At 38.9% G+C, this 24095-nt stretch carries 24 protein-coding genes; 15 read left to right on the top strand and 9 right to left on the bottom strand.

The features are described 5' to 3' along the window. The 9 genes from NQ544_RS08225 to NQ544_RS08185 all read right to left on the bottom strand — a co-directional run bounded on the left by NQ544_RS08225 (nucleotide 1) and on the right by NQ544_RS08185 (nucleotide 8018). Complete coding sequence (locus NQ544_RS08225) at nucleotides 1-399, bottom strand: hypothetical protein (RefSeq protein ID WP_006847103.1); 399 nt, start codon at nucleotides 397-399, stop codon at nucleotides 1-3. Between the two features lie 107 nt (nucleotides 400-506). Beyond that, nucleotides 507-785: a DUF3127 domain-containing protein gene (locus NQ544_RS08220; protein ID WP_006847104.1), complete on the bottom strand. Its 279-nt coding sequence runs from the start codon at nucleotides 783-785 to the stop codon at nucleotides 507-509. 203 nt (nucleotides 786-988) lie between these two features. After that, a complete protein-coding gene (locus NQ544_RS08215) occupies nucleotides 989-1282 on the bottom strand; it encodes a hypothetical protein (RefSeq protein ID WP_006847105.1) in 294 nt (97 codons plus the stop codon). 204 nt (nucleotides 1283-1486) lie between these two features. After that, complete coding sequence (locus tag NQ544_RS08210; RefSeq protein ID WP_006847106.1) at nucleotides 1487-2314, bottom strand: hypothetical protein; 828 nt, start codon at nucleotides 2312-2314, stop codon at nucleotides 1487-1489. Between the two features lie 194 nt (nucleotides 2315-2508). Continuing rightward, nucleotides 2509-4194, bottom strand: coding sequence for a site-specific DNA-methyltransferase (locus NQ544_RS08205; protein WP_006847107.1), 1686 nt, complete (start codon nucleotides 4192-4194; stop codon nucleotides 2509-2511). A 1-nt stretch (nucleotide 4195) separates the two neighbouring features. Next, on the bottom strand, nucleotides 4196-5503 hold the full coding sequence (locus NQ544_RS08200; RefSeq protein ID WP_006847108.1) for a DNA adenine methylase: 1308 nt from the start codon (nucleotides 5501-5503) through the stop codon (nucleotides 4196-4198). 2 nt (nucleotides 5504-5505) lie between these two features. Next, nucleotides 5506-6708 carry a phospholipase D family protein gene (locus NQ544_RS08195; protein ID WP_006847109.1) on the bottom strand — a complete coding sequence of 401 codons (1203 nt, stop codon included), beginning with the start codon at nucleotides 6706-6708 and terminating at the stop codon, nucleotides 5506-5508. A 20-nt stretch (nucleotides 6709-6728) separates the two neighbouring features. Then, nucleotides 6729-7163, bottom strand: a complete 435-nt coding sequence (locus tag NQ544_RS08190; RefSeq protein WP_006847110.1) for a hypothetical protein — start codon at nucleotides 7161-7163, stop codon at nucleotides 6729-6731. Nucleotides 7164-7304: 141 nt separating this feature from the next. Continuing rightward, the gene (locus tag NQ544_RS08185; RefSeq protein WP_006847111.1) at nucleotides 7305-8018 is read right to left on the bottom strand and encodes a PmeII family type II restriction endonuclease; all 714 of its coding nucleotides are present in this window, start codon (nucleotides 8016-8018) and stop codon (nucleotides 7305-7307) included. Between the two features lie 1057 nt (nucleotides 8019-9075). Here NQ544_RS08185 and NQ544_RS08180 point away from each other — a divergent pair. The 15 genes from NQ544_RS08180 to NQ544_RS08110 all read left to right on the top strand — a co-directional run bounded on the left by NQ544_RS08180 (nucleotide 9076) and on the right by NQ544_RS08110 (nucleotide 24089). Beyond that, the gene (locus NQ544_RS08180) at nucleotides 9076-9750 is read left to right on the top strand and encodes an HU family DNA-binding protein (protein WP_006847114.1); all 675 of its coding nucleotides are present in this window, start codon (nucleotides 9076-9078) and stop codon (nucleotides 9748-9750) included. Between the two features lie 98 nt (nucleotides 9751-9848). Then, nucleotides 9849-9944, top strand: coding sequence for a smalltalk protein (locus NQ544_RS08175; protein WP_153072405.1), 96 nt, complete (start codon nucleotides 9849-9851; stop codon nucleotides 9942-9944). A gap of 897 nt (nucleotides 9945-10841) precedes the next feature. After that, nucleotides 10842-11063 (top strand): DUF6140 family protein, encoded by a 222-nt coding sequence (locus tag NQ544_RS08170; protein WP_040552952.1) that lies wholly within the window; start codon nucleotides 10842-10844, stop codon nucleotides 11061-11063. Between the two features lie 209 nt (nucleotides 11064-11272). Continuing rightward, a complete protein-coding gene (locus NQ544_RS08165) occupies nucleotides 11273-12208 on the top strand; it encodes a hypothetical protein (RefSeq protein WP_006847118.1) in 936 nt (311 codons plus the stop codon). Between the two features lie 59 nt (nucleotides 12209-12267). Continuing rightward, nucleotides 12268-14193, top strand: coding sequence for an Hsp70 family protein (locus tag NQ544_RS08160; RefSeq protein WP_006847119.1), 1926 nt, complete (start codon nucleotides 12268-12270; stop codon nucleotides 14191-14193). Between the two features lie 12 nt (nucleotides 14194-14205). After that, nucleotides 14206-16968, top strand: coding sequence for an ATP-binding protein (locus NQ544_RS08155; protein ID WP_040552850.1), 2763 nt, complete (start codon nucleotides 14206-14208; stop codon nucleotides 16966-16968). A gap of 2 nt (nucleotides 16969-16970) precedes the next feature. Beyond that, the gene (locus NQ544_RS08150; protein WP_006847121.1) at nucleotides 16971-18041 is read left to right on the top strand and encodes a DNA/RNA non-specific endonuclease; all 1071 of its coding nucleotides are present in this window, start codon (nucleotides 16971-16973) and stop codon (nucleotides 18039-18041) included. Nucleotides 18042-18140: 99 nt separating this feature from the next. Further along, nucleotides 18141-18359 carry a hypothetical protein gene (locus tag NQ544_RS08145; protein WP_006847122.1) on the top strand — a complete coding sequence of 73 codons (219 nt, stop codon included), beginning with the start codon at nucleotides 18141-18143 and terminating at the stop codon, nucleotides 18357-18359. A 60-nt stretch (nucleotides 18360-18419) separates the two neighbouring features. Continuing rightward, nucleotides 18420-18656 (top strand): hypothetical protein, encoded by a 237-nt coding sequence (locus tag NQ544_RS08140; RefSeq protein WP_040552852.1) that lies wholly within the window; start codon nucleotides 18420-18422, stop codon nucleotides 18654-18656. 286 nt (nucleotides 18657-18942) lie between these two features. Further along, on the top strand, nucleotides 18943-19479 hold the full coding sequence (locus NQ544_RS08135; protein WP_006847124.1) for a Fic family protein: 537 nt from the start codon (nucleotides 18943-18945) through the stop codon (nucleotides 19477-19479). 122 nt (nucleotides 19480-19601) lie between these two features. Beyond that, on the top strand, nucleotides 19602-20168 hold the full coding sequence (locus NQ544_RS08130; protein ID WP_006847125.1) for a hypothetical protein: 567 nt from the start codon (nucleotides 19602-19604) through the stop codon (nucleotides 20166-20168). Nucleotides 20169-20346: 178 nt separating this feature from the next. Further along, on the top strand, nucleotides 20347-20676 hold the full coding sequence (locus NQ544_RS08125) for a hypothetical protein (protein WP_006847126.1): 330 nt from the start codon (nucleotides 20347-20349) through the stop codon (nucleotides 20674-20676). 24 nt (nucleotides 20677-20700) lie between these two features. Then, nucleotides 20701-22875, top strand: a complete 2175-nt coding sequence (locus NQ544_RS08120; RefSeq protein ID WP_153134018.1) for a coiled-coil domain-containing protein — start codon at nucleotides 20701-20703, stop codon at nucleotides 22873-22875. A 5-nt stretch (nucleotides 22876-22880) separates the two neighbouring features. Next, nucleotides 22881-23459, top strand: a complete 579-nt coding sequence (locus NQ544_RS08115; protein WP_006847128.1) for a DUF4112 domain-containing protein — start codon at nucleotides 22881-22883, stop codon at nucleotides 23457-23459. A 3-nt stretch (nucleotides 23460-23462) separates the two neighbouring features. Continuing rightward, on the top strand, nucleotides 23463-24089 hold the full coding sequence (locus NQ544_RS08110; RefSeq protein WP_006847129.1) for a hypothetical protein: 627 nt from the start codon (nucleotides 23463-23465) through the stop codon (nucleotides 24087-24089). Nucleotides 24090-24095: the final 6 nt, after the last annotated feature.

Below are 24095 nucleotides of genomic sequence, written 5' to 3'. Positions count from 1 at the left end.
TTATCGTTTTAATTGATAATCCACTAAAGCATCAGCCCCTTCTGCTGACTCAACAGTCAGCGTTTGGGCGATGTTGAGTCCTTCATGGCAGAACACCTTCAGCGTGAGCTGAATAGCCCCGTCCTTGGTCTTGCTCAACCGACCATGCGCCAGTTTCTTAATCAGTTCCGACTGGCTTTTCGGCTTAGAAACTGCTACGAAATCAAATGTTCCGTCTTGCATTTGCTGAGCCACACCATGACGGCGAAAAGCTTCTACAACCCCCTGATTTACAGAATCAGGACTGAAGAGGAAATACTGCTTATCATCATAGTAAGCCACACCACCGAGCTGCACATGCTGGCAGCCGTTATTATTCACCTGCTGGTTATTAACCTGCTTCTTATTTGCTGTTTTCATAAATCTTAAATTAAAATTGAAGATGAACGAAAGAAGTGTCGTAAGTTTCAGTTTGCGCAAATTATCCCGGGACAATTCTCACGCCACCTATTTCAATTCAAGATTAATTACTTGCCAAGTTTCTCAATGTCCGTAACCAGGATATCCTGATAAACCTGACCATTATACTCACGGGTCGTGAAGCGGAGCGTAACCGCTACCAATGTTCCCGGAGCAAACTTACACTGGGCAATGTTGCCCAGCATTGCAGCAGCATACTGGTTCTCATACTTGCCGCCCATCTCTTGGAGAACGATGTTGCATTTCATCATCTGTCCGTTCTCACTTTTCTGACTCTGTACAGCGAATGCCTCACCCTGCTGCACCACTCTCGTTAGTATGTTCATAATCTATTAACTGCAAGACCTCGCCTTCCTTTCAAGGCTCATTAGTTCCAACTCCGATCTTGCTGAAAGCTGGTGCAAAGATAGCAAGTCTTTCCATGCACCGGAATACTTGGTGAAAGAATGCCCCCTCATCTTTTCACCACTTTTCTTTTCGAGCCTATTTCCTGACTGTTTTCTGATTGTTTTCAGCCTTTCATTCCAGCCTATTTCAACTCAGCTTCAAGAATGTTTTTCATCACGATGAGCAGGCTGCAGGCTCCTACTCCACCACAGGCCATTCGTTGCTCATATTCCTCATTCATCAAATCAAAGAAAAGTTTCAGATAGAATCGTTCCGTTGCTTTCTTCAGTTCCTTCCCGTCTCTGATACTTCTCAGAGTAGGAAAGTTTACGCCCTCATTGAGCTTTACCAGCTGGCTATGCGTATAGCCCAGTTCCACTACGGTCGCATAAGCAATGCCCAGCGCCGTTTTCTCATGCTTCTTATTATCTGCCATGATTCCTGATCGGTTTGCGAGAGAAGTCGTGGATCACCGATGGCCATCTTCAATCACATTGTGAGGTTCCTCGCCTCCGCTCAGGTTATTAACTTAAGTGCAAAAAAAAAGCACCCGACATCTTTTGTCGAGTGCAAAAATACAATAAGGTATTGGGAATACCAAAGAAAACGGACGGACAGAAAAGTTGTCCGCTAGAGTCCGTTAAAACGGGAAATCAGATATGAAATGAGTATTATACTTTTCAAGAATATCTTCTATGATAGAACGCTTGCTCAAAACCTCTTCTTCATCAAAGCATTCGCCTGTTTTTACAGGTGTGAGTTTGAATTTCATAAACTTACAGTAATTGGAATTAGATGATGCTCCTATATCTTTAAATTCTTCCCGCATCTCCTTCCATGTTGGTTTTCTACTAAGAGCTTTTTCTTCCAATAAGATAAGAATATAAGGAACATGTTCCTTACACTTATGTCCATCAATAAGCTTGTGTAGTTCTTTTAGAAATTCCTCTGCCTTGTATCGTGGATTTATTAGGCTACGGAAGCCCGTAACTCCTGCATCTTTTTCTTCTGCATTTTTTTTCAACATCTTATCAAGTTCTTCTGCTATAGGATATTCTTTAAATGCATTTAATTTAGCATTTAATAGGTTCAAAAAGTCTATTGCTTTAGATGCTTCGATAAGAAATACAGGCTGTAACAATCCTCTTTTAGATGCGGCAATATAATCCTTATATTTAGACTGTTCTATTTCTAACAATCTAAGAGATGATTCTATATATTTTGTCAGTTCTTCTTGTGTTTTAATCAAAGTTCTATACTGATCATTTATATAGTGGTAAGCACTTTTATAGTTATCTAACTCTTTAATAATATACCTGCCCTTCAGTTGAGCTATTTTAGCTTCATAATCAGCACAATATGTTGCAAATCTTATTGAAGAGTCACGCACTTTATCTTCAAGTCTTTCTATTATGCCACGCAACCTCTTGTTTTCGTTTTGACATAATAGCAGTTCATAATCATCCATATTTTTCTTATTTTAGTCTGAGTTTTGAAGTAATCATTATAAGATTGCTTCAATAAGTATTAAATAGTCAAGAGAATATAACTTTTACTAAACTAAAATTATAATTCTCTTGACTCTTTCTTGTGCCAAACTCTTTATAAGCCTAATCCGCTTTTAGAGTATAATCCATTATTATATATAGAAGTAAAACTGCGCTAAGCATAAGCCTGCTTGATAAGTTTACCTATGGTAGTATCCGTAAAAGTTCGCCAGATCTTCAATTCCACAGGCTTGTAGTCATCAAAGAGCTGATTTACGAACTGCACCTCAAATACCAGTCGGAGATCGTTTTTATCTTCTTCCGGTGTTCCCTCCTTGCGATAGCCGAGTCGTGCTATTCTGATAAGGAAGAGGTCACGTACACCCTTACCTTTTATATAAGGCATAAAGTAGAAAAGCTTGTTGAGAGCCACCGATGTAGGGAACTTCTTGCCTGTGTAGTAGATGGTGGCAGAGCCGTCAAGAAACATCTTCTCGTTGTCTTTCTTTACCAGCGAAATGAGTACATTCTTGGTTTCATCCACCATAGCTGCCTGCTGCGGCTTTCCACCATATTTCTCCCAATTAATATCATCGTGCACCATACTATTGTCAGTAATAGGTTCATCACCGTATTTTTCAAACAATGAGAAAAAATCTAATTGATGATACTCAACCTTCTTTTTTAATCTAACAGGAACTTGTGTCAACTTCTTTTCCTGCGTCTTATCAAAGATAAAGTATGCAAAATCACCTCCACCTTGCCAATTAGAGATATCTGATATTCCACCCTTTTCTCCCATTATTACACTTTTTAAACGATTAACAACCAATTCCGTCATTTGTTCGCCAATCTCTATACCGATATAGTTTCTTTTGAGTTTGTGAGCTACTGCCAGTGTCGTTCCTGAGCCAAGATAACTATCTAATACCAAATCACCTTCATTGGTTGCTATTTCGAGAATTTGCCTAATCAACTCCTCAGGTTTAGGAGTATCAAAAACTTTTTCCTGATGTGGAAACAATGACAATAAATGCTTTTTGGCACTATCAGTTGTCCCAAAATCATCACCAGCCCATAATGTTTGCGGAGTTAAACCTATTTTAGCTGTAGAAAGAAATTTTTTTATTCGTGGAGCATTCAATCCCTCTAACCCGAACCAGATGTTTCCATTAGCAATTTCTTTTTTCATACGTTCTTCGTTATATGCCCAACATCTCCCTTTAGGAGGATTAAACTCAATTCCTGCAGGCGAAACTATTGTATAGAACTGACTAGGAACAGCATGTCCCGCTTGGACGCTAGCACTTATAGATTGCCATGGTCCGCGGGGGTCATTATCGGGGTTTTTATATTTGCTATTAATAAAGTCTTCTCCAACGGGTAGTAAGTTTCTAGATTTCTTAAATTTCTTTATATCTTTTGCATACACCAATATATACTCATGATTACAAGAAAAAACGGCTCTATTTTCTCTTGTCTTGCGCTGCTGCCATACAATAGTTCCAGCAAAATTTTCTCGCCCCAATACCTTATCTGCCGCAACCTTCAAGTATGCCATTTCGCTATCGTCAATCGAAATCCATATACTGCCATCTTTTGTAAGCAGCATCTTAAGATACATTAAAACATAACTAATATCTTTGAGCCAGCTTGTCTCAGAGATATTATCATTATAGTAATGATACGAATCTCCATTGTTATAAGGAGGGTCTATATAGACACACTTCACCTTTCCGCCAAACTCTCCTACGAGTTCTGGCAAGATATCCTTATTATTTCCCTTAATGAGTATATTTTTACTATCGGATGTACCCATTGAGGAATTTGCTTCATATATAAATTTGATATTTGGCTTCATTTTATTTATTTGTACAAACTATGAGAACTTCAGCCTCATCAGAAGCATCTAGAAAATGCTCTGACGAATTTAACTTGTTATGCTTAAACACACCAGCAGAAACCACATGAACATGTAAGAAATATTCCTTAGCCCATGTTATAAGTTCCTGCATTGTAACCACCCGTGGGTGTGTTTTTTTCGTTTCATCATATGGTGAATACGAAAGTAAGAGATTTCTTTCTCCTTTTGATATTATCTCAAACATACTACGGAATGCTTCTGGAGCCTTACTCTTTATACAAAACGGTGATTGATGTCTATCCTTTCGATAAATACCATTACTAATATGCGTCTCACCATGAATATTTGTAGTAGATAACTCTGGCGAATCTCTAAGCGTGATAGTTTCCAACACATGATAGAATCTGCTATAATGATCTCGCGTATAAGGAGGATCTGCATATACAGTTTTTACAGTATTGGGCAATCTTCGTAAACATTCAAGATAATCTCCTTGCATCGCACAATAATCATGTTCGGATCTAGGTAAGGTCAAATAACGAAAAAACCATTCTTTATATAAATCCAACACACCTATGGTCTTGTCTTTTACAGCTTTATTGTACACTGTCTTTTTGATATTACCTTTTGAATCCCTAGCTTTTATTGGTTGGGCAAAATGCTTACCTACAGTATCTACTATATCACTTGCAGTACTTAGTAACGCTGCTAGATACAAGTCACGTTTATCTTGGGCAACATGTTCATTTATAACTTCAAGTATCATATCAATCCACACTGCTTGACGATATGAAAAATAGACCCCTCCATAATAACGACTTATCAAAGACTTCTCATTCAACAATCCATTTCTCTCAAGATTAGAATAAACCTCTTGAAGAGGAATACACAATGAAGTTCTTCTCTCCTCTATATGATAAACTTCAACAGAGCCATTTTCCAAAATCTCTGTAAGCATTTCCAGATTTTTCAACTCAATTGCTTGCTCTTCAATCTTAATAAGTGGAGAAAAACTATCGAGCAGTTTACTATCATTACATACAAGAGAAATAAAAATATCAATTTCTTCTTCCGTTATCGAATATTTCTTTAATATAGCATTGCTTATGATTTGAGAATACTTCTGAATATCACAAGATAATACAGAAAAATGATTTGATAGCTTATATGAAACACAGCCAGAGCCTGCAAATAAATCACAGACTCCCTCGCCTTCCTTTGTCACATTGAGAATATTTTCCTCAATGAAATCAAGAAGGCGGAACTTACTACCTAAATAATTTAACGTTCTAAAATTGTATTCCATATTTATATAATAAGTTCAGGGTAGAGTGCATGTATAGCCTCTACATCAACAATAACACGTTTTAATTCATTTGCGCGCTTAGATTTCGCTTCAAGCGTCAGATAATTCCTAATTTTGACATAAGCAGGATAATCTGGCATCAGAACCTGGTACAAAAATTCAGCATCGCCAAGCTTTATAAACAAGCCTATAGGACGTTTGCCATTTTTTGGATATTTCCTATCAGTTTCTTTGCATTTTATCTCAAACCGGAAATTATTACTCCTTACAGTTACGGCCTGCCTTATTTCAACACTACCCAAGGTACCGTCTTGTTCTATATTCATAAGTTCAATTTTGTAACTATTATTACCACGTTCTGCCCCGAAGAATTCCTCAAATATTTTTATAGGAAAATTCACCTGTTTCCAACGGGGACCACCTCCAATCTCAGCAATAAGTACCTGTTCTCCGATATTGCGTTCCTCCTGTGTTTGCTTATAAGAACTTGATGTTTCATGCCTAACCTTTACTTTGATTTTTCTTTGTTTACGTTTAGGAGTTAATCCCTTCGGTAACTGCTGAACACCCTTTTTTAGAAACGTGATTTTCTTTTCAACTCCATCGTTAGGAGACTCATCTTCTCCTTTATCATATCGTGCTTCACGTTCGGACTCAAGAGTGATTATTTTATCATTATAAAGAGCATCTATCAATTCTTGTGAAATAGGATAAAGATTAACTTCTGTCCCATTTAAGATTCCACCCCAGTAGTCATAAAATTTAGCCAAAACCGGATTACTTTTAATGTCCTTTATCATTAATGAACATTCTACATTCTGCACTAATCCTGGTATCGTAAGATTATTTGATCCAACTATCAGTGCAAAAATATCTTCATTTTCGAACAAATATACTTTAGGATGAAAAATATTAGAATCATTAGTGTGATAGATTTTTGAATCTACCCCCCAAGAAAGAACCTCTTCTAAAGCCTCCTTAGACGTACCTTTTTGATCAACACCAAGAATTACTTTAATATTGACACCACTAGCTTTAGCTTTGAGAATTTCTCCACTCAAAGCACTAACACCTCTATAACTTGCAAATGCAACAAGACATGTAAACGTAGAAAATCTACGAGACTTAAACAATCCTATCAGTTCTTCTCCAACAGATGAATTATCTTCAAGATTATATCCTTGTCCTATTATAATTGTATCCATAATTATTTATTCTTAAGTTATTACATAAAATTCTGCTCAAATAAATTCTCAGCAAAACTTTCTTCAGAATCCTCTAAAAAAATATGCTCACAACATAGATATTCCAAGTCTTCTTTTGATGCACTTCCAAATTCCTTTTTATATTCTTCTAAGGTGCTTTTGTCTTCATCCGCAAGATTTACTGTAGACGAAATCATCGAATAAGACTTATTCAGTTCTACTAAAACATCAACACCATTAACTATTTTATTATGCTTACAAGCAGCTATCAACCCTTCAGGATTCCCCTCAAATATGCTATTTATCAAAATATTGGTAATCTGACAGAATTGCCAAACTCCATCAGATTCCTTTTGCGCAAATCTGAGACTATCAGGATCTACACATTTCATTTCTTCAAAACCACACGATGCTTTTGAAGCATATTTTTGATTATTTTTAATCTGTTCTATCATATTTTTATTATTTTATTTGCACATTAAATGCAAAATTGTCCCAAAGTTACAAAATAAAAACGAAATAACTACATTTTATTATATATGTTAACACAAAAAAAGAGAAAGTGGGTAATTTTATCACATTATTCAACGGAATGATCAGATTCCCCTTGCACATATCTGCCTGATTTCTTCTGCTATCTCCTCTACTGATTTCTGTATGAGTTCGCTCCCATCAAAATCTCCTTCATCAAGAACTTCTCCCATTGCCTTGAGCAGACGAGCATAAAAGTTCTTGTCTCCCGTAAAATGCTGCCAAAAATCTGAACCGCACAACACTGGATAATGTGTAGCTATCGCCTTATAATAATCAGAAAGATTATCTTTCTCACCATATAAAACTCCAACTACGAGATCCTCAAACTGTAAGTCTGAACTTGGCTGGCTTATAAGAGGTTTGAAATGACAGAGAACAGAGGCAATATCATCCTTGTTTATCGTTTTGACTCCAGCCTTGAACTGACAGAATTTACGGCGACCGTCAACAGCATCAACAAATTCGAAATCAATACCATCAAAATTGGATGCTCCTCCGGTAACTTCCTGAAGCAGGGAAACTAATGACTGAACATCTTGTTCGCTACTTGCATCAATAACCTTATCAAATATATGTGGATAAACTAGAGCCTTTGCCAAACTAGTTGGTTGAGTATTGCCACATAAGAATGCTGCAAGATAGTTGATTAGAAACGGATTTATATCAAAGCTACTCAGATGAAGCTTATTCAGATTCTTCAAATGATTAGGAATGATAATAGAACGGAAATATTGCTTTCCACTTTCTATAATTGCTTGTTTTTGCTGTTCTGTCATTTCCTTATATATTAAATTTTATATTTATAGCCTGCTTTTTATAGCAGAATTGCCTTCAAAGGTACAAAATAATTGCGAAACATCTACATTTTATTATAAATATTAACACAAAAATGTAGAAAAAGACTTACCTAGGGATTTTACCTTTTATACAAGGAAATGAGTATAAAAGCTGATTATGTAAATAATGCTTACCGCCCCAAACAGAGCAATATTAAAGGAAGAAACTATGCAAAGGATAATGATATAAAACATACTTAGGATAGCTGTGTTCGATATTTTTACTCTTCTATATAAAGAAGCAAAAGAACTGATATCAAAGTGGTTTTATAGATTTCCAAAGGGAAAAACGCAAAAATGCTCTTCCTCACATCAATTCATGCTCCAAAGAAAGGGCATTTATGGCTGAAATGAGAGCGAAGGGAAGGCGAAAAAGTGGGGCAAAGAAGCAACGATATTGTAGGAAAGGACGCTGACATATGTAGTTTATTCCCATACATTTATATACAGACAAAAAAAATAAATGTCTTATTATAAATCATTAATACAAAACAAATTACAAGTACAATACTAGCATAAAAGAGTATTAATTAAAGCCTCAGAATCCGGTCATTAATGCCCGGTCATTTTCGGTCATTAAGGTTTTCGGGGGGCGAAAAAAGAGCTATAATATAATATTAAAATATTTAATATATATTATAGGGGCTAAATGACCGGAAGTGATTTTTCTTAATGACCGATAATGACCGGTCACTAATGACCGGATGCAGCCCGTTGCCATGAATCTCTTCACCTACTCTCGAAAGGCTCCATTTCACAAGATTCCGGAAAACTGAATTCAAGTTGCCGGAAAAGTATTGCTTCCTACAGCGCTTTTTCGTACCTTTGCACCAGCAATCGAAAGAAAGCTATTTTGTACCTAAAGGCGGTCATCTATGAAGACCGAGACAGGGAGCAAAAGATGACAGGCGCCGGTCATCAATGAAGACTCTGAAAAGGACAAGAAAAAGCATCTGGGAAATTGTGATTTAATAAACTCTTTAAAGCATAACATAGTATGATTAATTACAGCATCGTAATGCGTAGCGTGAACGCAAATCTTCTGGAAATCAACCAGGCGAAGTCACGCATCAACCAGGCTAAGAAGGAGGGCAAGACCCCTGACCCAAAGGACCTGGAACTTGTGAAGACCGAGAAGCAGAATGCTTTCGCCATCTCGCAGTACACCGACATCATGACCATCGAGAAGTTTGCCAAGCACATTACCTCTCATGGCAGTGTTTATTCGAGAGCTGACATCAGCGCCATCCTCTACATCGCCGTAGACTGCATGCGTGAGATGTTGCTTGAGGGCAAGAAAATCCGTCTGGGCGATCTCGGTGATTTCTCTCTCCTTCTCACCTCGAAGGGGGCCGAGGATGCAGACAAGTTCACCGCTCAGAACATCACCGGTGTGAAGGTTCAGTGGGAGCCTGGTCAGGAGTTTAAGAACCTTCGCGATGACGCCGAGTTCAACCTCGTAGCCAGCCGCAGCGCTCAGGCAGCCGTTATCAAGGCGATTAAGGAGGGTAAGACCAACGTTGACCTCAACGCCCCAACTACTCCGGATAATACGCCTGGCGGTTCTACCCCAGGCGGTTCAAACACCGGTCAGACCGGCAGCGACGGCCAAGGCTCTGAATCAAGCGGCGGTACTACCGGCAAGGACGATACTGGCGACGGCCTTGAATAGCCCAAGGATAGACTGGCTAGGGTGCTAGCCCCTAGCCAAGCCTATCCGCCCCACAAAAAATTCAACATTCAACACTCAACATTCAACATTCAAAGAAAATGAAAGCGAACACTTGGAAAACAATTCTGCAGATAGCCATCAGCATACTGACCGCTATCGCTACTACGCTCGGAGTAACGAGCTGCATGGGATAAAGAACATGGAGTCTACCTTATTATAATAAGCAGACTCATCCATAAATAAATCGACCGCTCACCTCAATACGAGGAGAGCGGTCTTTTTCGTTCTACCGAGAATTCCGGTCATTAAGGTCACGGTCATTTTCGGTCATTAAGGATTTTTGGTGGCTCAAAATGCGAATACACTGTGTGCGCAATTGAATTGGAATGCAACGGTAACCTTTCCGGGCAGTATGCATATTGTATTTCATCTGCAATTTAATCTTCCCTCTTCATTTTTCTTCTCCCTATGTCAGTTTTTTTATCGCCACCGGATTGTAGTTTTGCAGCAGAATTGACAATAACTCTATATAATAAGGTATGAATGCAGAAAGAAGAGGGGTTAGGAGTCCCTGAAAATAAAATATAAGAGGAATCCATAAGATTTCTTGTTAAAAGTTTGGTGGTTCATCAGATTTTTACTAAATTTGCCATTGTATTAGTGACAGGGCAGGTGAAAGTCCTTGCTTGAAGTCGCTATGATGCAGAGAAACAAGATAATCTTGTGGACACGAGCAAACTATTCAGTTCTGTAGGTTGAAATCTGGTAAATTGAAACGTAGAAAGAACGAGGGAAAGTAGGGTTCGCACCATCTTTTTTCACTTATGAACCATTATGGACTTGTTTAGTTCGCAGATTTTTCTTAACTTTGCAGAAGATTAGCTGCACCTCAGCATAACATTCAAGCAAGCTTGATGATTCTGCTTTCGGTTTGCATAATCTTTGCAGAAGATTAGCTGCACTCGGCAATTTGAAAGAAAGCTTTCATTGCGCTCGTTTGCATAATCTTTGCCCCTTGAAAGTAAACAACTAGCTGTTTCGGCAGAAAAGCAGGAGCAGTTATATATAATGAACTTAAAAACAGAATGCTTATGAGCAAGGTATTTCAAGTAAAGCCTAAGCGCCTTAAACGCTCTAACGGTACAGTTCTCACTCCCGATATGGTAGTGACAGTAACAACCATGCAGCACACCGCCACCCCTTTTTACAATGGAGCCAAGGAGGTGCAAGAAGCCTACATGCGCATCTATGCTTTCGATTATAAGAAAGCATGCTGCAATCCGAATGATTTTGAATTTAAAAAGTTGGACTAAAAATATAAATAGATGAGAACGCCTAAAATGACAACATGTAAAAAATGCCATCGTATTTATAGTACGATGTCGTAAGTTTCTGTGTGTCCAAGTTGTGGTACTACAAATATTTGTTATACACATGTAATGAATGATGTGGCATCAGGGCTTAAGTTTTTAACCAAGATTTTAAAGAAATGAGTTAAATCAAATTTAAATACACTTGAAAAATGGCAAAAGAATCATTGAAAAATCTTTTTGAGAGTAAACAAGACAACCTGCGTGATTGTCTGAGGAATCTTGAGTTACCTAAAGATGCTCCAAAGATTGAGCGTATAGTTAGCGAATATCTTAACAACTTATTTGATGAGAATGGGGAATTCAGAATGCAACTGACTCAATCTGAAGACTATATTCTTCAGTCAGCTATGTCGTTGTTGAATGCGCAGCAAGCAATTCTTGTAGAACTTTCCAAAGCTAAAGAGCAGTCAATGCAGCCTAAAATAAAAGACAAGAAAAATGCTATACAATCTGAAGGGATAAGCAAGGAGGCAATACCTTATTCTATCGGTGCAAGTGCTGCAGGCGGTGTCATCGGCGGAGTTGTTATTGGAACTTGGGGGGCTGTATTTGGTTCCATAGCTGGAACAGCTATCGCTCTTTACTATGTTGCAAGTAAAGAGAAGTATACTTCCAAATCGAAAATACAGGCAGTTCAGCAGTCTGCATCTCAGCCAAGTCAAAATCTTGATGTGGAAAAATTTATACGAATAGTTGCTGGGGTATGTGATAGCATAGACAATCTGATAGAAACGTTTAGAGCACAGGTTAACCGTGTGGTTTCAAAATATGAACAGCAACCGAAAGCGACGTTGGAGACAAACTTTAAGTCATTATTGGAGGGAATTCAGTCTCTTATTGGCTATAAACGCACTCATGAAGCTACGGAGGAAAAATATGTTATAAAACTTCAACAACGCATAGAAGATTTGACAGAACTGTTGGATAATTATGACCTTGAAATTATAGAATACAATGGTGATAATATGAATTTGTTTGAAGAAAACATATCCCCTAATGTACAACACCCCCAAATGGTAGTTCCTGCTGTTGTTAAAGGAGAAAATGCTGTTTTGAAAGGAAAAGTTTTTGTCCCAGAAACTTGATGAAGGATTAAAAACATAATTGCTAATAGAAGATAATTTTAGAAAGATAAAAATGAGCTATGGAACATAATAAAAATATAGAATATATAATAGGAATAGACCTAGGACATGGTGAGACATCCGCAGCATTGTGTCCTACAGAATGGGATAAGCCTATAGAGCAACTTACACCGGCAAAAGACCTTGATATGGGAGGTAACAAGAAAGTTCTTCCTTCGGCCATTACCATTCTTGAAAATGGCGATGCTTACATTGGGGACCGTGCATTCCGTTCTGATATTCTGAAAAAAGCATCTGTTAATGTATGCTTTAAACAAGCTCCAAAAGATATTAATGGAGAAAAGGAAAAATTGATGATACGATTCATGAAAGAGGTCTATCGTACCATCATTGAGAATAACTCTGCAACATTGCATGATGGCAATCATAAGGTGTATATCGCCACACCTTCAGGTTGGGATACGAAGGAGCAAGAACTATATTTACAAATGGCATCTAAAGCCGGATTGCCAATTGCTGGTGTAACAAAAGAGTCAAGAGCGGCTTTTGTAAGAGCACAGGCTGATGTAACATCTGGTTTAGGACGCAATATCAGCAAGGGTGCTATCGTTTTTGATATGGGCTCAAGTACGCTTGATTTTACATATCTTAACCAGTCTCAAGGTTCCGAGCTGATTGATAACGGTTACAACTGTGGTGCTTCTGCTATAGAGAAAATCATTTTGCACAATCTGGAGGAAACTTCCGAGGTGGTAAGAGCTTTTGAGAAAAAATACCCAAAACTCAAAGATCGCTTGCAATTTGAGGCGAGAACTGTAAAGGAACAGGTTTATTTCGATCCTACTGCAAAGGTGAAGAAATTTGTCAATTTCGAAGAGCTTATTGATGATGATGATGATTTTGAAGATGAGCGCTTCAAATTGGCTTTTGTTCCAGGAGAGTTGAACAATATATTAGAGAGTGCAGGATATATCAAGGAGGTAGAGGATGCCATGATTGATTTCAAAAATAATTATATTAATGGTGCTCCTATTTATGGTGTGTTCCTCACAGGAGGTGCTTCTCGTATGGATATCATCAAGCCACTTATAGCCAAAGTGTGGAAAGTGTCTGAGGATAGCATCTATAGAGATCAAGACCCATCATTGACTATTTCACAAGGAGTTGCAGAGGTTGCACGTATTGACTTGCGTACCGAAGGAATGGACACTGGTCTTGCTGAGGAAATAGACAATGTTATCAAGCAAAATATCGTGTATAAATACTTTGCAGAAGGTTTTGGAGATGTATTGAAAGGGGATGTAGTTGATTCTATTAATTTTAGCCTAAATTGGTTTATTGGTGAGGTTAGCTACGACGGCTATGTAGAAGAAGACTTTTCTTTGGAAAATCTGAAAGATACAATAAAACAAGTTGTTGAGGCTGGAGTTGATGAAATCAAGGATGAAAGTGATAAATATTTCAAGGAAGCCTTTGAAAAAGCAACGGTAGACATACGTAAGAAAATTAATACTATAGTAGTAAATTATACTAATAAGGGAACAAAAATAACCCTTCCGACTATAAACTTCCAAAATATAGATATTAAAGGGATAAACTTGGATGGTGTTATAAAAGAAATCTCAAGTACTATAGATGTGTCATCAACAAACTGGCTTCAGTATGGATTAGCAGGAGCCGGATTAATTTTCGGCCTCATTGGTGCTAGTGTAGGATTTGCTCTTGGTAAATGGCTTGGTGGGGATAAACGTAGTGATGAGGAAAAACAAGCTGCTGCGATGCAAAAGCCTCTTAGTCATGAAGAAAGAGTAAACGTATACAATTCGATTGTAGAAAAAGGTGATGAAATTACTCAAGTTATCCATGATGCTGTGGACAAATCTCTAAGAGACAACAAGTTGAAATCGAAAATTCAGAGTATGACATCACAATTGTTGGGTGAATACAAGAAGAGTTTGGAAGATGCTAGAATCCTAATTGACTAATTTTTGAATACTATGAGTAATTTTAGTAATCCCATAGAGCCTGCAGCCAAAGCTTTGGCTGCAACGGCTTTATCGCAGACTCTTTCGTTCTGCATGGAGAGAAAGTATCTTGAAGGAATAAGTTTGTCTTCGTCTGCTAATCCTTTTCATTTGGAAGCTATAGATAGTACACTCAAAGATGAGGCGTATTGGCTACGTATCAAACAGGTAGGAAAGCCGTTACGTGATTCTGCAGAGGACTGTTTTACAGCTATTCAGAAGATACTTTATTCATGCTTCTTGCCAAACACCATTCAACTACTTTTTTTGGTGGAGGGTGATGGTAAAGAAAGTAGAATGTATGTTGGACTTCGTTCTGTTTCCGAATCTGTCAAGGCAAGAAGTTATGTCAAGGGGCTAAACGAATTTATCAAAGGAGCGTGGCCTGGCTTACAAACAGAATTGGTGGATGAATCGGATGACGGATTGGCGGGAATAAAAAAAGATATTGCCGCAGAAAATATCAATTACATCTATGCATTGACAGGAATTCCATCAATGGAAAGCCAGTACAAGTCTGTATATCCTGCAACTTTGGATAATCTCATTGCTGGAATGAATCGAAGCAAGCGGTATGCTTATTTTGTAGTAGCCGATCCTGTGGAAACTTGTGATGTCGAAGCTATGATTTACCAGTGCCGAGATATGAATGGGCAGGCAGAGTCATTGAAGTCAATTAACATCACAGAAGGAATTTCACAGGGAACATCATCATCACTTACTCATGGAACTTCTTCTTCTGTGAGTGAAGGGGTGAGCCATACTATTTCTGAATCAGTCTCGAAGAAAGATTTTTCCCGTTTAGGAAAAACCGCATTGTGTGCAACAGGACTTGGACTTGCTGCAAGTGTTTTCCCTGCAGCAGGAGCCGTTGTCGATGGTGTGGCAAATGCAGCAGGAGCAATCTTGCCAGGTGCTTTGAGTATGATAGGATTGTCTTCTATTGGAAATATTATCACAAATATCACGCCAACTAAAACTTCTGGTGTATCAGACTCTACCACCATCACCAATACCCATGGAGAAAGTAATTCAGAGACGATTGGTGTAAACGAGAGTAAATCTCATAGCATAAGCAGAAATATTGTAAATAAGCACATAGAAGCCGTATCAGAACATTTGTTTTACCACTCCAAGAGATTTGAAAGTGGCAAAGCCATTGGTCTGTGGAAAGTTGGCGTATATCTAATGGCCGATAAAAAGTCAGATATACAAGGCGGTGCTATGCAGTTGAGATCTATTCTAAGCGGACAAGAATCCATATTCGAGCCAATCCGTATACATGACATAACCATTGCCGTAGACGATATACGCAAAAACAGCCTTGCTCGGTTGTGCTCTCCTATTTTGATGATTGATAATCAACACGAACAACGTTTTGAACATCCTATGGGAAAGAACTACAAGGAATTAAAGACCGTCCTGACCACGAAGGAGTTGTCTTATCTTATAAATTTCCCTCTGCGTACTGTTCCTGGTATAAGTGTGGTTGATAGTTCGCCTGAGTTTAGTCTGAATCAAACAGAGACTAACAGGGAATGTATAGCCTTTGGTAAACTCTTGTATGGTGGGTCAATGACAGAGATAGAATATAAATTGCCTTTGGCTGTCCTTGCAAGACACACCCTATTGGCTGGAATAAATGGAACGGGAAAAACAAATACTGTGCAGGCAATTTTAAATGGTTTGAAAGACAAGATTCCTTTCTTGATTATCGAGCCTGCCAAGACCGAATATGTGGATTGGGCAATAGAATATAATAAAGTTCACAAAGATACTCCAATAGACATCTATATGCCAGGATGCAAAAAATATCGTGGTGTGTTCGTTCCTAAGCCTTTGCGTGTCAATCCGTTTGAACCGGTATGGCTAGATGCAACCCAGGACCCTAATGTGCTTTCCCATATTGATCGTTTGAAATCCACGTTTGCAGCAGCATTCCCTATGTACGATATTTTGCCAGTATTGATGGAAGACTTGATTTATACTATCTATCAGCAAAAAACTACCGACTGGTTAAGTGATGTTCCTGTATTTGGAAAGACCAAATCACCAACACTTAATAGTATGAGTGTGTGTGTGGATAAAGTAATAGATCACTGCCATTATGAGGAGCGTATTGCAAGCAATATGAAGGCTTGTCTCAACACTCGTATCAATTCTCTAAAACGTGGATGGCGAGGCGAGACTCTCAATTGCACAAAGTCGACTTCTTGTGAAGAGTTATATGAACGACCAGTTGTTATCAATCTCTCATATGTGGGTGATGATACAGATAAGGCTTTCTTCATGGCCGTTATTTTGCAACAACTTTATGAATATCGTCAAGCTTTAGCAGAAGTAGGACTTGTGGACTTTAACAACAACGATTGTCAGCACTTAACAGTTATAGAGGAGGCACATCGGGTGATGATGAAATGCGACAATCCTGATATGCCACAATATAAGTCGGCCTTGATGTTTTCCAATATGCTTTCTGAAATAAGGGCTTATGGCGAGGGTATGTTTTTAGTAGATCAGGTTCCTACTCGTTTGATACCTGATGCAATAAAGAACACTAATACAAAAATTACACATCGTTTGGTAGCAGAAGATGATTGTAAAGCTATAGCAGAGAGTATGGGAATAAGCAAAGAGCAACGTATGATAATTCCTAAGTTGTTGGTGGGGCAGTGTCTTGTCTCGACATCATTGAATACGGATAAATATTGGGTTCAAGTAAATAAAGTAAAATAGCAATGGTTGGATTAGATTATAATTATATTGATGAAACTGGAGCAAAAACATCATTAGATGATGTTGCTTCAAACTATGAATTGTCAAAATCTCAGAAAGAGTATCTTACCGAGTTGAATGTTTCGCCAGAAGAATTTAAAGAGATGTCAGATGGTCAAAAAGAAGATCTTTGTCATGATATTAGGGATAGATTGGAAGAAATCGAAGTTTATAGTGTTATGGCACAAGATAAGGCTATAAAAGATACATGCTGTTCTGAAATTTTAGGTGAGTTTAGACAACAAGTTTTCAAAGAAAAGTTGAATCAACTAAATGATTTGGAAAAAGCGACACCTCTAAGTATAGAGGTACTTAAATTAGAATGTCCAGAATTATATAATCAAGTACAGAGAATGAATTCTCGACTTGGAAATAATAATCCTGATGGCATTATGAATACAATGCAATATGCTCTATTGGAAAATGGGGATTTTGTAGCCTATAATAATATCAAAGCGTATTCTAACTCAAGAATGGTTTATTCCGAAGGGGTTGTTTATGCAAAATCAGGTGGAAGTAAAAATGGAGATAGTAATCTTAATGAGTTTATAAACACGCCTATTTTGCAGTCTGATACATTATATGTTATAGATGGTCGTTCCTTATATGAAACTGATAGTCAAGGAAGAATTCATAAAGAAAGTACTGTATATTCACCGGATTATGATGTAAAATTGGAAAGGGCTAGCGATAATCAGGCAATGATAAGAAACGGAAAGGATGGTATGGAAAATGATGAAAGTTCGCATACTGTTCCTAAATGTTTGGGAGGCCCCAATGAAGCTATAAACCAAACGCCTATGCTTAAGGATATTAATCATGGTGAAGGTTCTAAATGGGCTGATTGTGAACGGGAGTTAGTAAATGCTACAGATGAAGGAAATACATCTGTAGTAGAACATACTTTTTATTATGAAGGTGAGTCAAAACGTCCTGCTTCTGTAGAGTGTGATTTTATAATATGTACGGAAAATCAACAAACGTTGAGCTTTGACAATTCTATAATGGTAGAAAGTGGTTTGCAAGCATCGTAATTAAAGGCCCAAATAGTATCCGAGCAACATCCATAGAAATAGATGATAGGAATATTTCTGCTGATGTTACGGATAAGTCTTACGAAAAAATGAATTATAATGGATAAATTAGTAAAAACGCTTATGCAAAGATGGTATGATGAAAAATCAGCTTCTTTTGTTACAAATGCATTGGTGAAATTGCAAGAACCATTAAGCAAATGTCTTAAGAATTGGATAAATGATGCGACTTCGAGAGATGTTGTCGTTGGTGATTATTGTTATCTGTCTCATAAAAGAACGAGCAATGACGTATTCTGGAGTATTGCTAAAATTTGATTGGATCATGAAAGAGCATGCTATGGCTTTGAAAAGTTTGAAATTAAAAAAGTAAACATTATGCCTAGATTTGAAATAAGTGCACGTCATGAAATGTCTTTGGGACAAGGAAACTGGGTGCATAAAGGAGATTCTTTTAATATAAATATCACAATTCCAAACACCGTTCCAGGGAGCCTTTTTGGAAATTTACGAAATAGAGAAAGTATTGTTCGTCAGTTATATGCCCAAGGTATTGTTTTACCGACAAATAGTTGTTGGCTTAATGCAAATCATTGGGAGATAAAAATGAAGTAAGGTGATTATAGGTTTCTAAGACAAGAAATGTGGTAGATATGTCATTAGCCTATAGATTCGTTATGGGCGATAGGGGGCTATATTCGCTGAAAATAGAGCACTCTTACTTTTTTCTTGATGTTCTGTCATCATTTGACACACCTGTATAGTTACTTCGCAGCCGAAATCAAATGTATAACTATATAAGGTAATGTAACAATGGAAAAGAACATCAAGAAAAGAGTGTGTTGGTTGGCTGCGGTATTGAGTGCCGTGCTGGTAGTATTTTTTAATTTTCTGTCATATTTTGGTCTTTGCAGATAAAAAAGTTCCGGCAGATTTACCCGTTGAGCGATTGATGCAAGAGCATGATTCCAAACCTCAAAATCCAATCATTGCCAATGTGCTTTATAAGAGCAAGATTCTTGAAAGTTGGGGACGTGGTATTGGTACGATGGTAGATGAATGTAAACGTGTTGGATTACCTGCGCCAGAATTCAAAACAGATGGTAATTTCGTGACTGTAGTCTTTAAATATAACCGTGATGGTGTTAACCTACAGTTGGTAAATAGCAATCCAACAAGTACCCAACAAGTACCCAACAAGTACCCAACAAGTACCCAACAAGTATTGGAACTTGTCGGAATATTGAAGGATGGAGAGTATTCTGTTAGAGAAATCATGTCTTTTTTAATGTTGAAGGATAGGGTGAATTTCTTGTATAAATACTTAACACCAGCATTGGAAGAAGGATTGGTTTCCATGAAATATCCTGATAATCCAAAGCACCCAAAGCAGAAGTATATGCTAACAGAAAAAGGACGAAAGATATTGGAAAAATAGAATGAATAGCAGTAATCTATGCGTTTAATACTTTTTTCTTGGTGTTCTGTCACCATTTGACATTTCTGTATAGTTACTTCGCAGCCGAAATCAAATGTATAACTATATAAGGTAATGTAACAATGGAAAAGAACATCAAGAAAAGAGTATGTAGGTTGGCTGCGGTATTGAGTGCCGTGCTGGTAGTATTATTTGGCTATTGGTTCTTCTTGAACCCTCATGGCTATTGGCAGAAGCAGAAAGAAGCTGAAAAAAATGAATACATGGAAAAGCAAATGCTTTGGCGGAAGTCGGAGAAGATGACCATGCAACAGATGTTGTCGGACATGACGCTAATGGCTAAGGGGGATTCGGTCCTGGTTTGTTGGCTAACTGGTCTCTCGCTTCCCGTTTATCGTGACTTCATTCATGGTACTGCACAACCTACAAGGAATGCTTGGGCTGAGACGAGATATTGGTATATGTCTTCTCTCGCTAAAGGCAGAGAATGGATGGAGGAACGTGCCAAGACGAGGATTCACAAGAGCCTGATCTTTGTGGAAACGAGTAGATTTCAGGTGCAGAAGGATTCCTTGAAGGATTATCGTAAAGAGAAACTTACTCCAACTGAGATTAGAAACAACAAAATGTATCTAACTGAACTTTCGCATATCAGGAAGTTAAAGGAGTTAAGGAAGTTAAGGAGTTAAGACGTATGTCTTGCTGCTTAAAAACAACGCCAAAAAGACTGTTGTCTTAACTCCTCAGCGACCGTAGGGAGCGATAACTCCTTTAACTCCTTTAACTTCTGAGCTTGCGAAACTTGAATATCTAAAAGATAATTGACTGTATAGATGAAATCATAGCATAAATAAAGTATAACGAAAAATGAATAAAATTATAGGGCTTCTTGTAATGGTTTTTATGTTCCTACCCTGGCGACCAATCGTTGCTATAGTGGCAGCAGTATTGTTTGTCAACATCGATGGTACGGAATTGTATGGATGGCAAGCTGGTTTGGCGCATGGATTGTTCTTCCTGCCTAATCTGGTGAGGCATCTCTTTGACGGCGATGTCCTTTTCAAGGCTACCAATTGTACTACAGGTTATCATGTTGCCTGGTGGATAGCTACAGTTGGTTCGTGCATCGGTTGGCTCGTTGATGCAACCTTCTCTTTTATGAAGGCATCGGCATTTGTAGGAAGTGATAAAGAATAAATAAATATAAATACGATGAACAGTATGGCTGATAATCAAAAAGTATATCAGGCAATCAAGACGATTGCTGATGAACTCTGCAAGGAGAACAAGACGTATCTTCGTGCAGATTTGGCTTTTGAACTGAAAAAGTATGGTATAGCTTCCGATTCCTCGGAGGTGAGTAAGCTGGTATTTGATGCCTACAGATATTTCCATGATAATGGCAATATCGCCATTGCTTTTGTTTCCAATAATTCACGTACAACCCTTGTGGCTGAATACAAGTTGAATGACAGCCTGGAACAGGGCAACAAGGAGGAGGCTTTGAAGATTGCCGAGACGGAACTGGCGTTGTCTTCATCTGCTTTGGAGCAGTTGAAAGAGCAAGTGGAATTGAACCTTAACCTGGTTCTTGCTAAGGGAACATCGAAGATGGCTGATATTGTCATGGGTACGAATGGCGTGAAAGATGTGAGAAGTAAGGCGTCTACCATGTTTGATAAATATACCAAGATGGTGGAGGCTTATCACTATGCTGAGGATAGCGTTCGTGGAAACATCGAAGATTTTACCTCCTTGCGTAGTGATATCGGGACGGTTTATCGTGATTATGCCCTGAAACTGATTGATATCTATGGCGACTCTATCAAGATGGTTTCACCAGACTTGTTCGACTTCAAGCGAATAGAGTGGCTGGATGTGGACGAGATGCTTAAGTATGTGGAGCTGGAATATAACAAGCTCACGGAGAAATGTGCAGCTTTGATTGGTGAGATTTCTGTTAGTTTCCGTACTTCCTTGCAGGGTTCTTTGCAGGCTTATAAGTCTTTGTCGAACGGCAACAAGTCCTTGGGCTTGGCGATGGCAGGACTGACCATGCTCGAACACTATATGGGAGCAAGTGAACGCGCTAATCGTTTGAAGTCTGATTTATCAGTTTTCCAGATGAGCGTGAAGCATGATGCCACTCGCATCAAGGCTGATATGGGACGATTGTTGGTAATCTGCAAAACGCTCAATGATGTGGTAATCCCGAAGGCGAATGTGTTCTTGCGTTATGGAGAAAAGCTGTTAGATTCTGACTTGAAGGCGACACTTGATGCTTTGTATGCGGATGAGACTATTCGTCCATTGGAGGAGCAACGAAAATGTCTGCTTCAGCAGATGAAGGCGCTGGACATGGAAATGAACGACCATCTTCAGAACATCGATGTCTATACCTCGCTGATTAATGACATCACCGCTACCTTGGAGTCTAAGCAGGGAAGCTATATGGAAGCGAAGGCGAAGAAGCCTTCCAAGCCTTTCTTCCTCGTCAACTGGATCACCTTTGGTATGGCCAACAAGAACTACTATCGTGACTTTGCTGAATGGAATGCGGTATGCTTCCCTCTTGTGAGAGAATACGAGAGCTATCAGGTAGATTTGAAGTTGGATAAGGAGGAATTGGAATCGCATCGTGAGGAACAAACCCGCATCAAAAATGCGTATGCCAAACTCTCCAGTGAACTGGATAAGGTTTCTCAGGAAATCAGAAGCAAGATAGTTTGCTCTGATGAATTGAAGCTGAAGATGCTGAAACATCTCCGTGATATGGTTGCCATGCTGAAACTTGGACGTGAAATCATGGAGAGCAAGATAGATGAGAAGTTGGTGCATACGGTCGATATTCCTGATTATAGGGAGGCTGCCAAACTTCCTGCTGATGTGGAGCAGAACCTTTCTCTGTTTACAGGAATGTTGGCAGACAATCTTCATGCCGACAAGGATATGGCTAAGAATTTGCTTGACGGGGTGGAAGCATATACGAAAGACCATAAGAAGATAGAGGGTAAGACCGCACAACAGAACAAACCTGCTGAGTATAGCGAGGAAGACTTGGCGCAGGTAACTGGTGCGATGGAACAATCCTTACAGAAAGGTATCGCTCTGTTTGATAGTTTCGCTAAGCTCAAAGCGCAGCAGCTCAGTGGTAGCTTGGCTTCGGCTGCATACGATAAGGAGTTGAAGAAACATGCTGATGAGTTTAAGCGTGAAATGGCTAAGATAGACAACAAGAGTGCTTATCTTCGTGAGGTGTTCAAGCGTATCAATCTGGCTGGTAGTGAGGAGGAACGTAAGCAAGCTATGGAGTTGATGAGCGACTTGAGCGGTTTCTCTCTTTCGGAACAGGAGTTCACAGAATTTATAAATGGTAAAAAACAAATAGAATTATAAGGCGTATGGAAAGTTCAAGAAGACAGCAGGCCCAGGCTGATTTGGGCATGGATTTCGCAAAAGAAGATCAAAAGCGAGAGGCGGCTCTTGCCAAAGAACAGGCGAGGGCTGATAAAAAAGCAGCAAAGCGTGAGAAGATGATGAACATGCCATCTTATCGTCTGATGGTAGGTACGGCAAAGTATATGGACAAGTGGTTCTTGGATCCTATCCTTGGCTTCATCCTTCCTGCCGGTATCGGTGATGCTTTGACGAGCGTGTTTGCATTCCCATTTATCTATTACAGTCTTTGCGTGGTTAAGTCTATTCCGCTGACTTTGGCTGTCATCTATAATATCTTGATGGATGTGCTGATTGGTGCCATACCTTTCTATATAGGTGATGTGCTGGATGTATTCAAGCGTTCGTATGTAGAAAACTTGAAGCTGATTACAGGCTATATCGAGGATGATAAGGAGATTATCAATAAGGTGAATAAGAAGGCATTCTGGACGGCTGTGTTCATCGTCGTGCTTTGCTGGTTGATTTATGTGGTGATTTCATGGGCCATTCGCTTGGGAAATTGGATTGTTTCATTATTTTAAAATATGAATAGCAACATTTTCTTTCAGCCTTTCGTTGGCAAGGATTATGCCAACGGGGGGATATTTGGCAAGCGAATCATGATATTGGGCGAGAGTCATTATTGTGATGAGAGTTGTGCGGATTGTGGTGATTGTCGTCTGCATCGGGAGTGTATGAACTTTACGCAGCAGGTGCTTGATGATTATCTCAATGAGAACAAGGAACGGCAAAACTGGATGCGGACTTTCCTGAAGTTTGAGCGTTCGTTAGTGGGTGAGGAGACCAATCAAGCAATGAGGCTGAAGATTTGGAACTCGGTCATCTTCTTCAACTATCTGCAAGTGGCGATGGGTGGTCCTCGCGAGGCTGGCACTGCCGAACAATATCACCAGGCTGGCAAGGCTTTCTTCGAGGTCATCGAAAAGTACCAACCTGAGTATGTCATCGTATGGGGCAAGAGGCTTTGGGATAATCTTCCTAATGTAGGCTGGCAGGATGGCGATGACATCGTAGTGGATGGTTATCCTGTTGCTACAGGTGCTTACCTTCTGAGTAATGGCAAGCAGGTGAAAGTGATGGCGGTGAATCATCCTTCCGTAGGCTACTCCTGGGACTATTGGAACAAGGTGATACAAAGATTTTTGAGATAATTTTCT

Source organism: Segatella copri DSM 18205, from assembly GCF_025151535.1.
In the GTDB taxonomy this organism is placed as follows: Bacteria; Bacteroidota; Bacteroidia; order Bacteroidales; family Bacteroidaceae; genus Prevotella; species Prevotella copri.
Note: the sequence above shows the minus strand (reverse complement) of the source record. Positions and strands in the feature narration are given on the sequence as shown.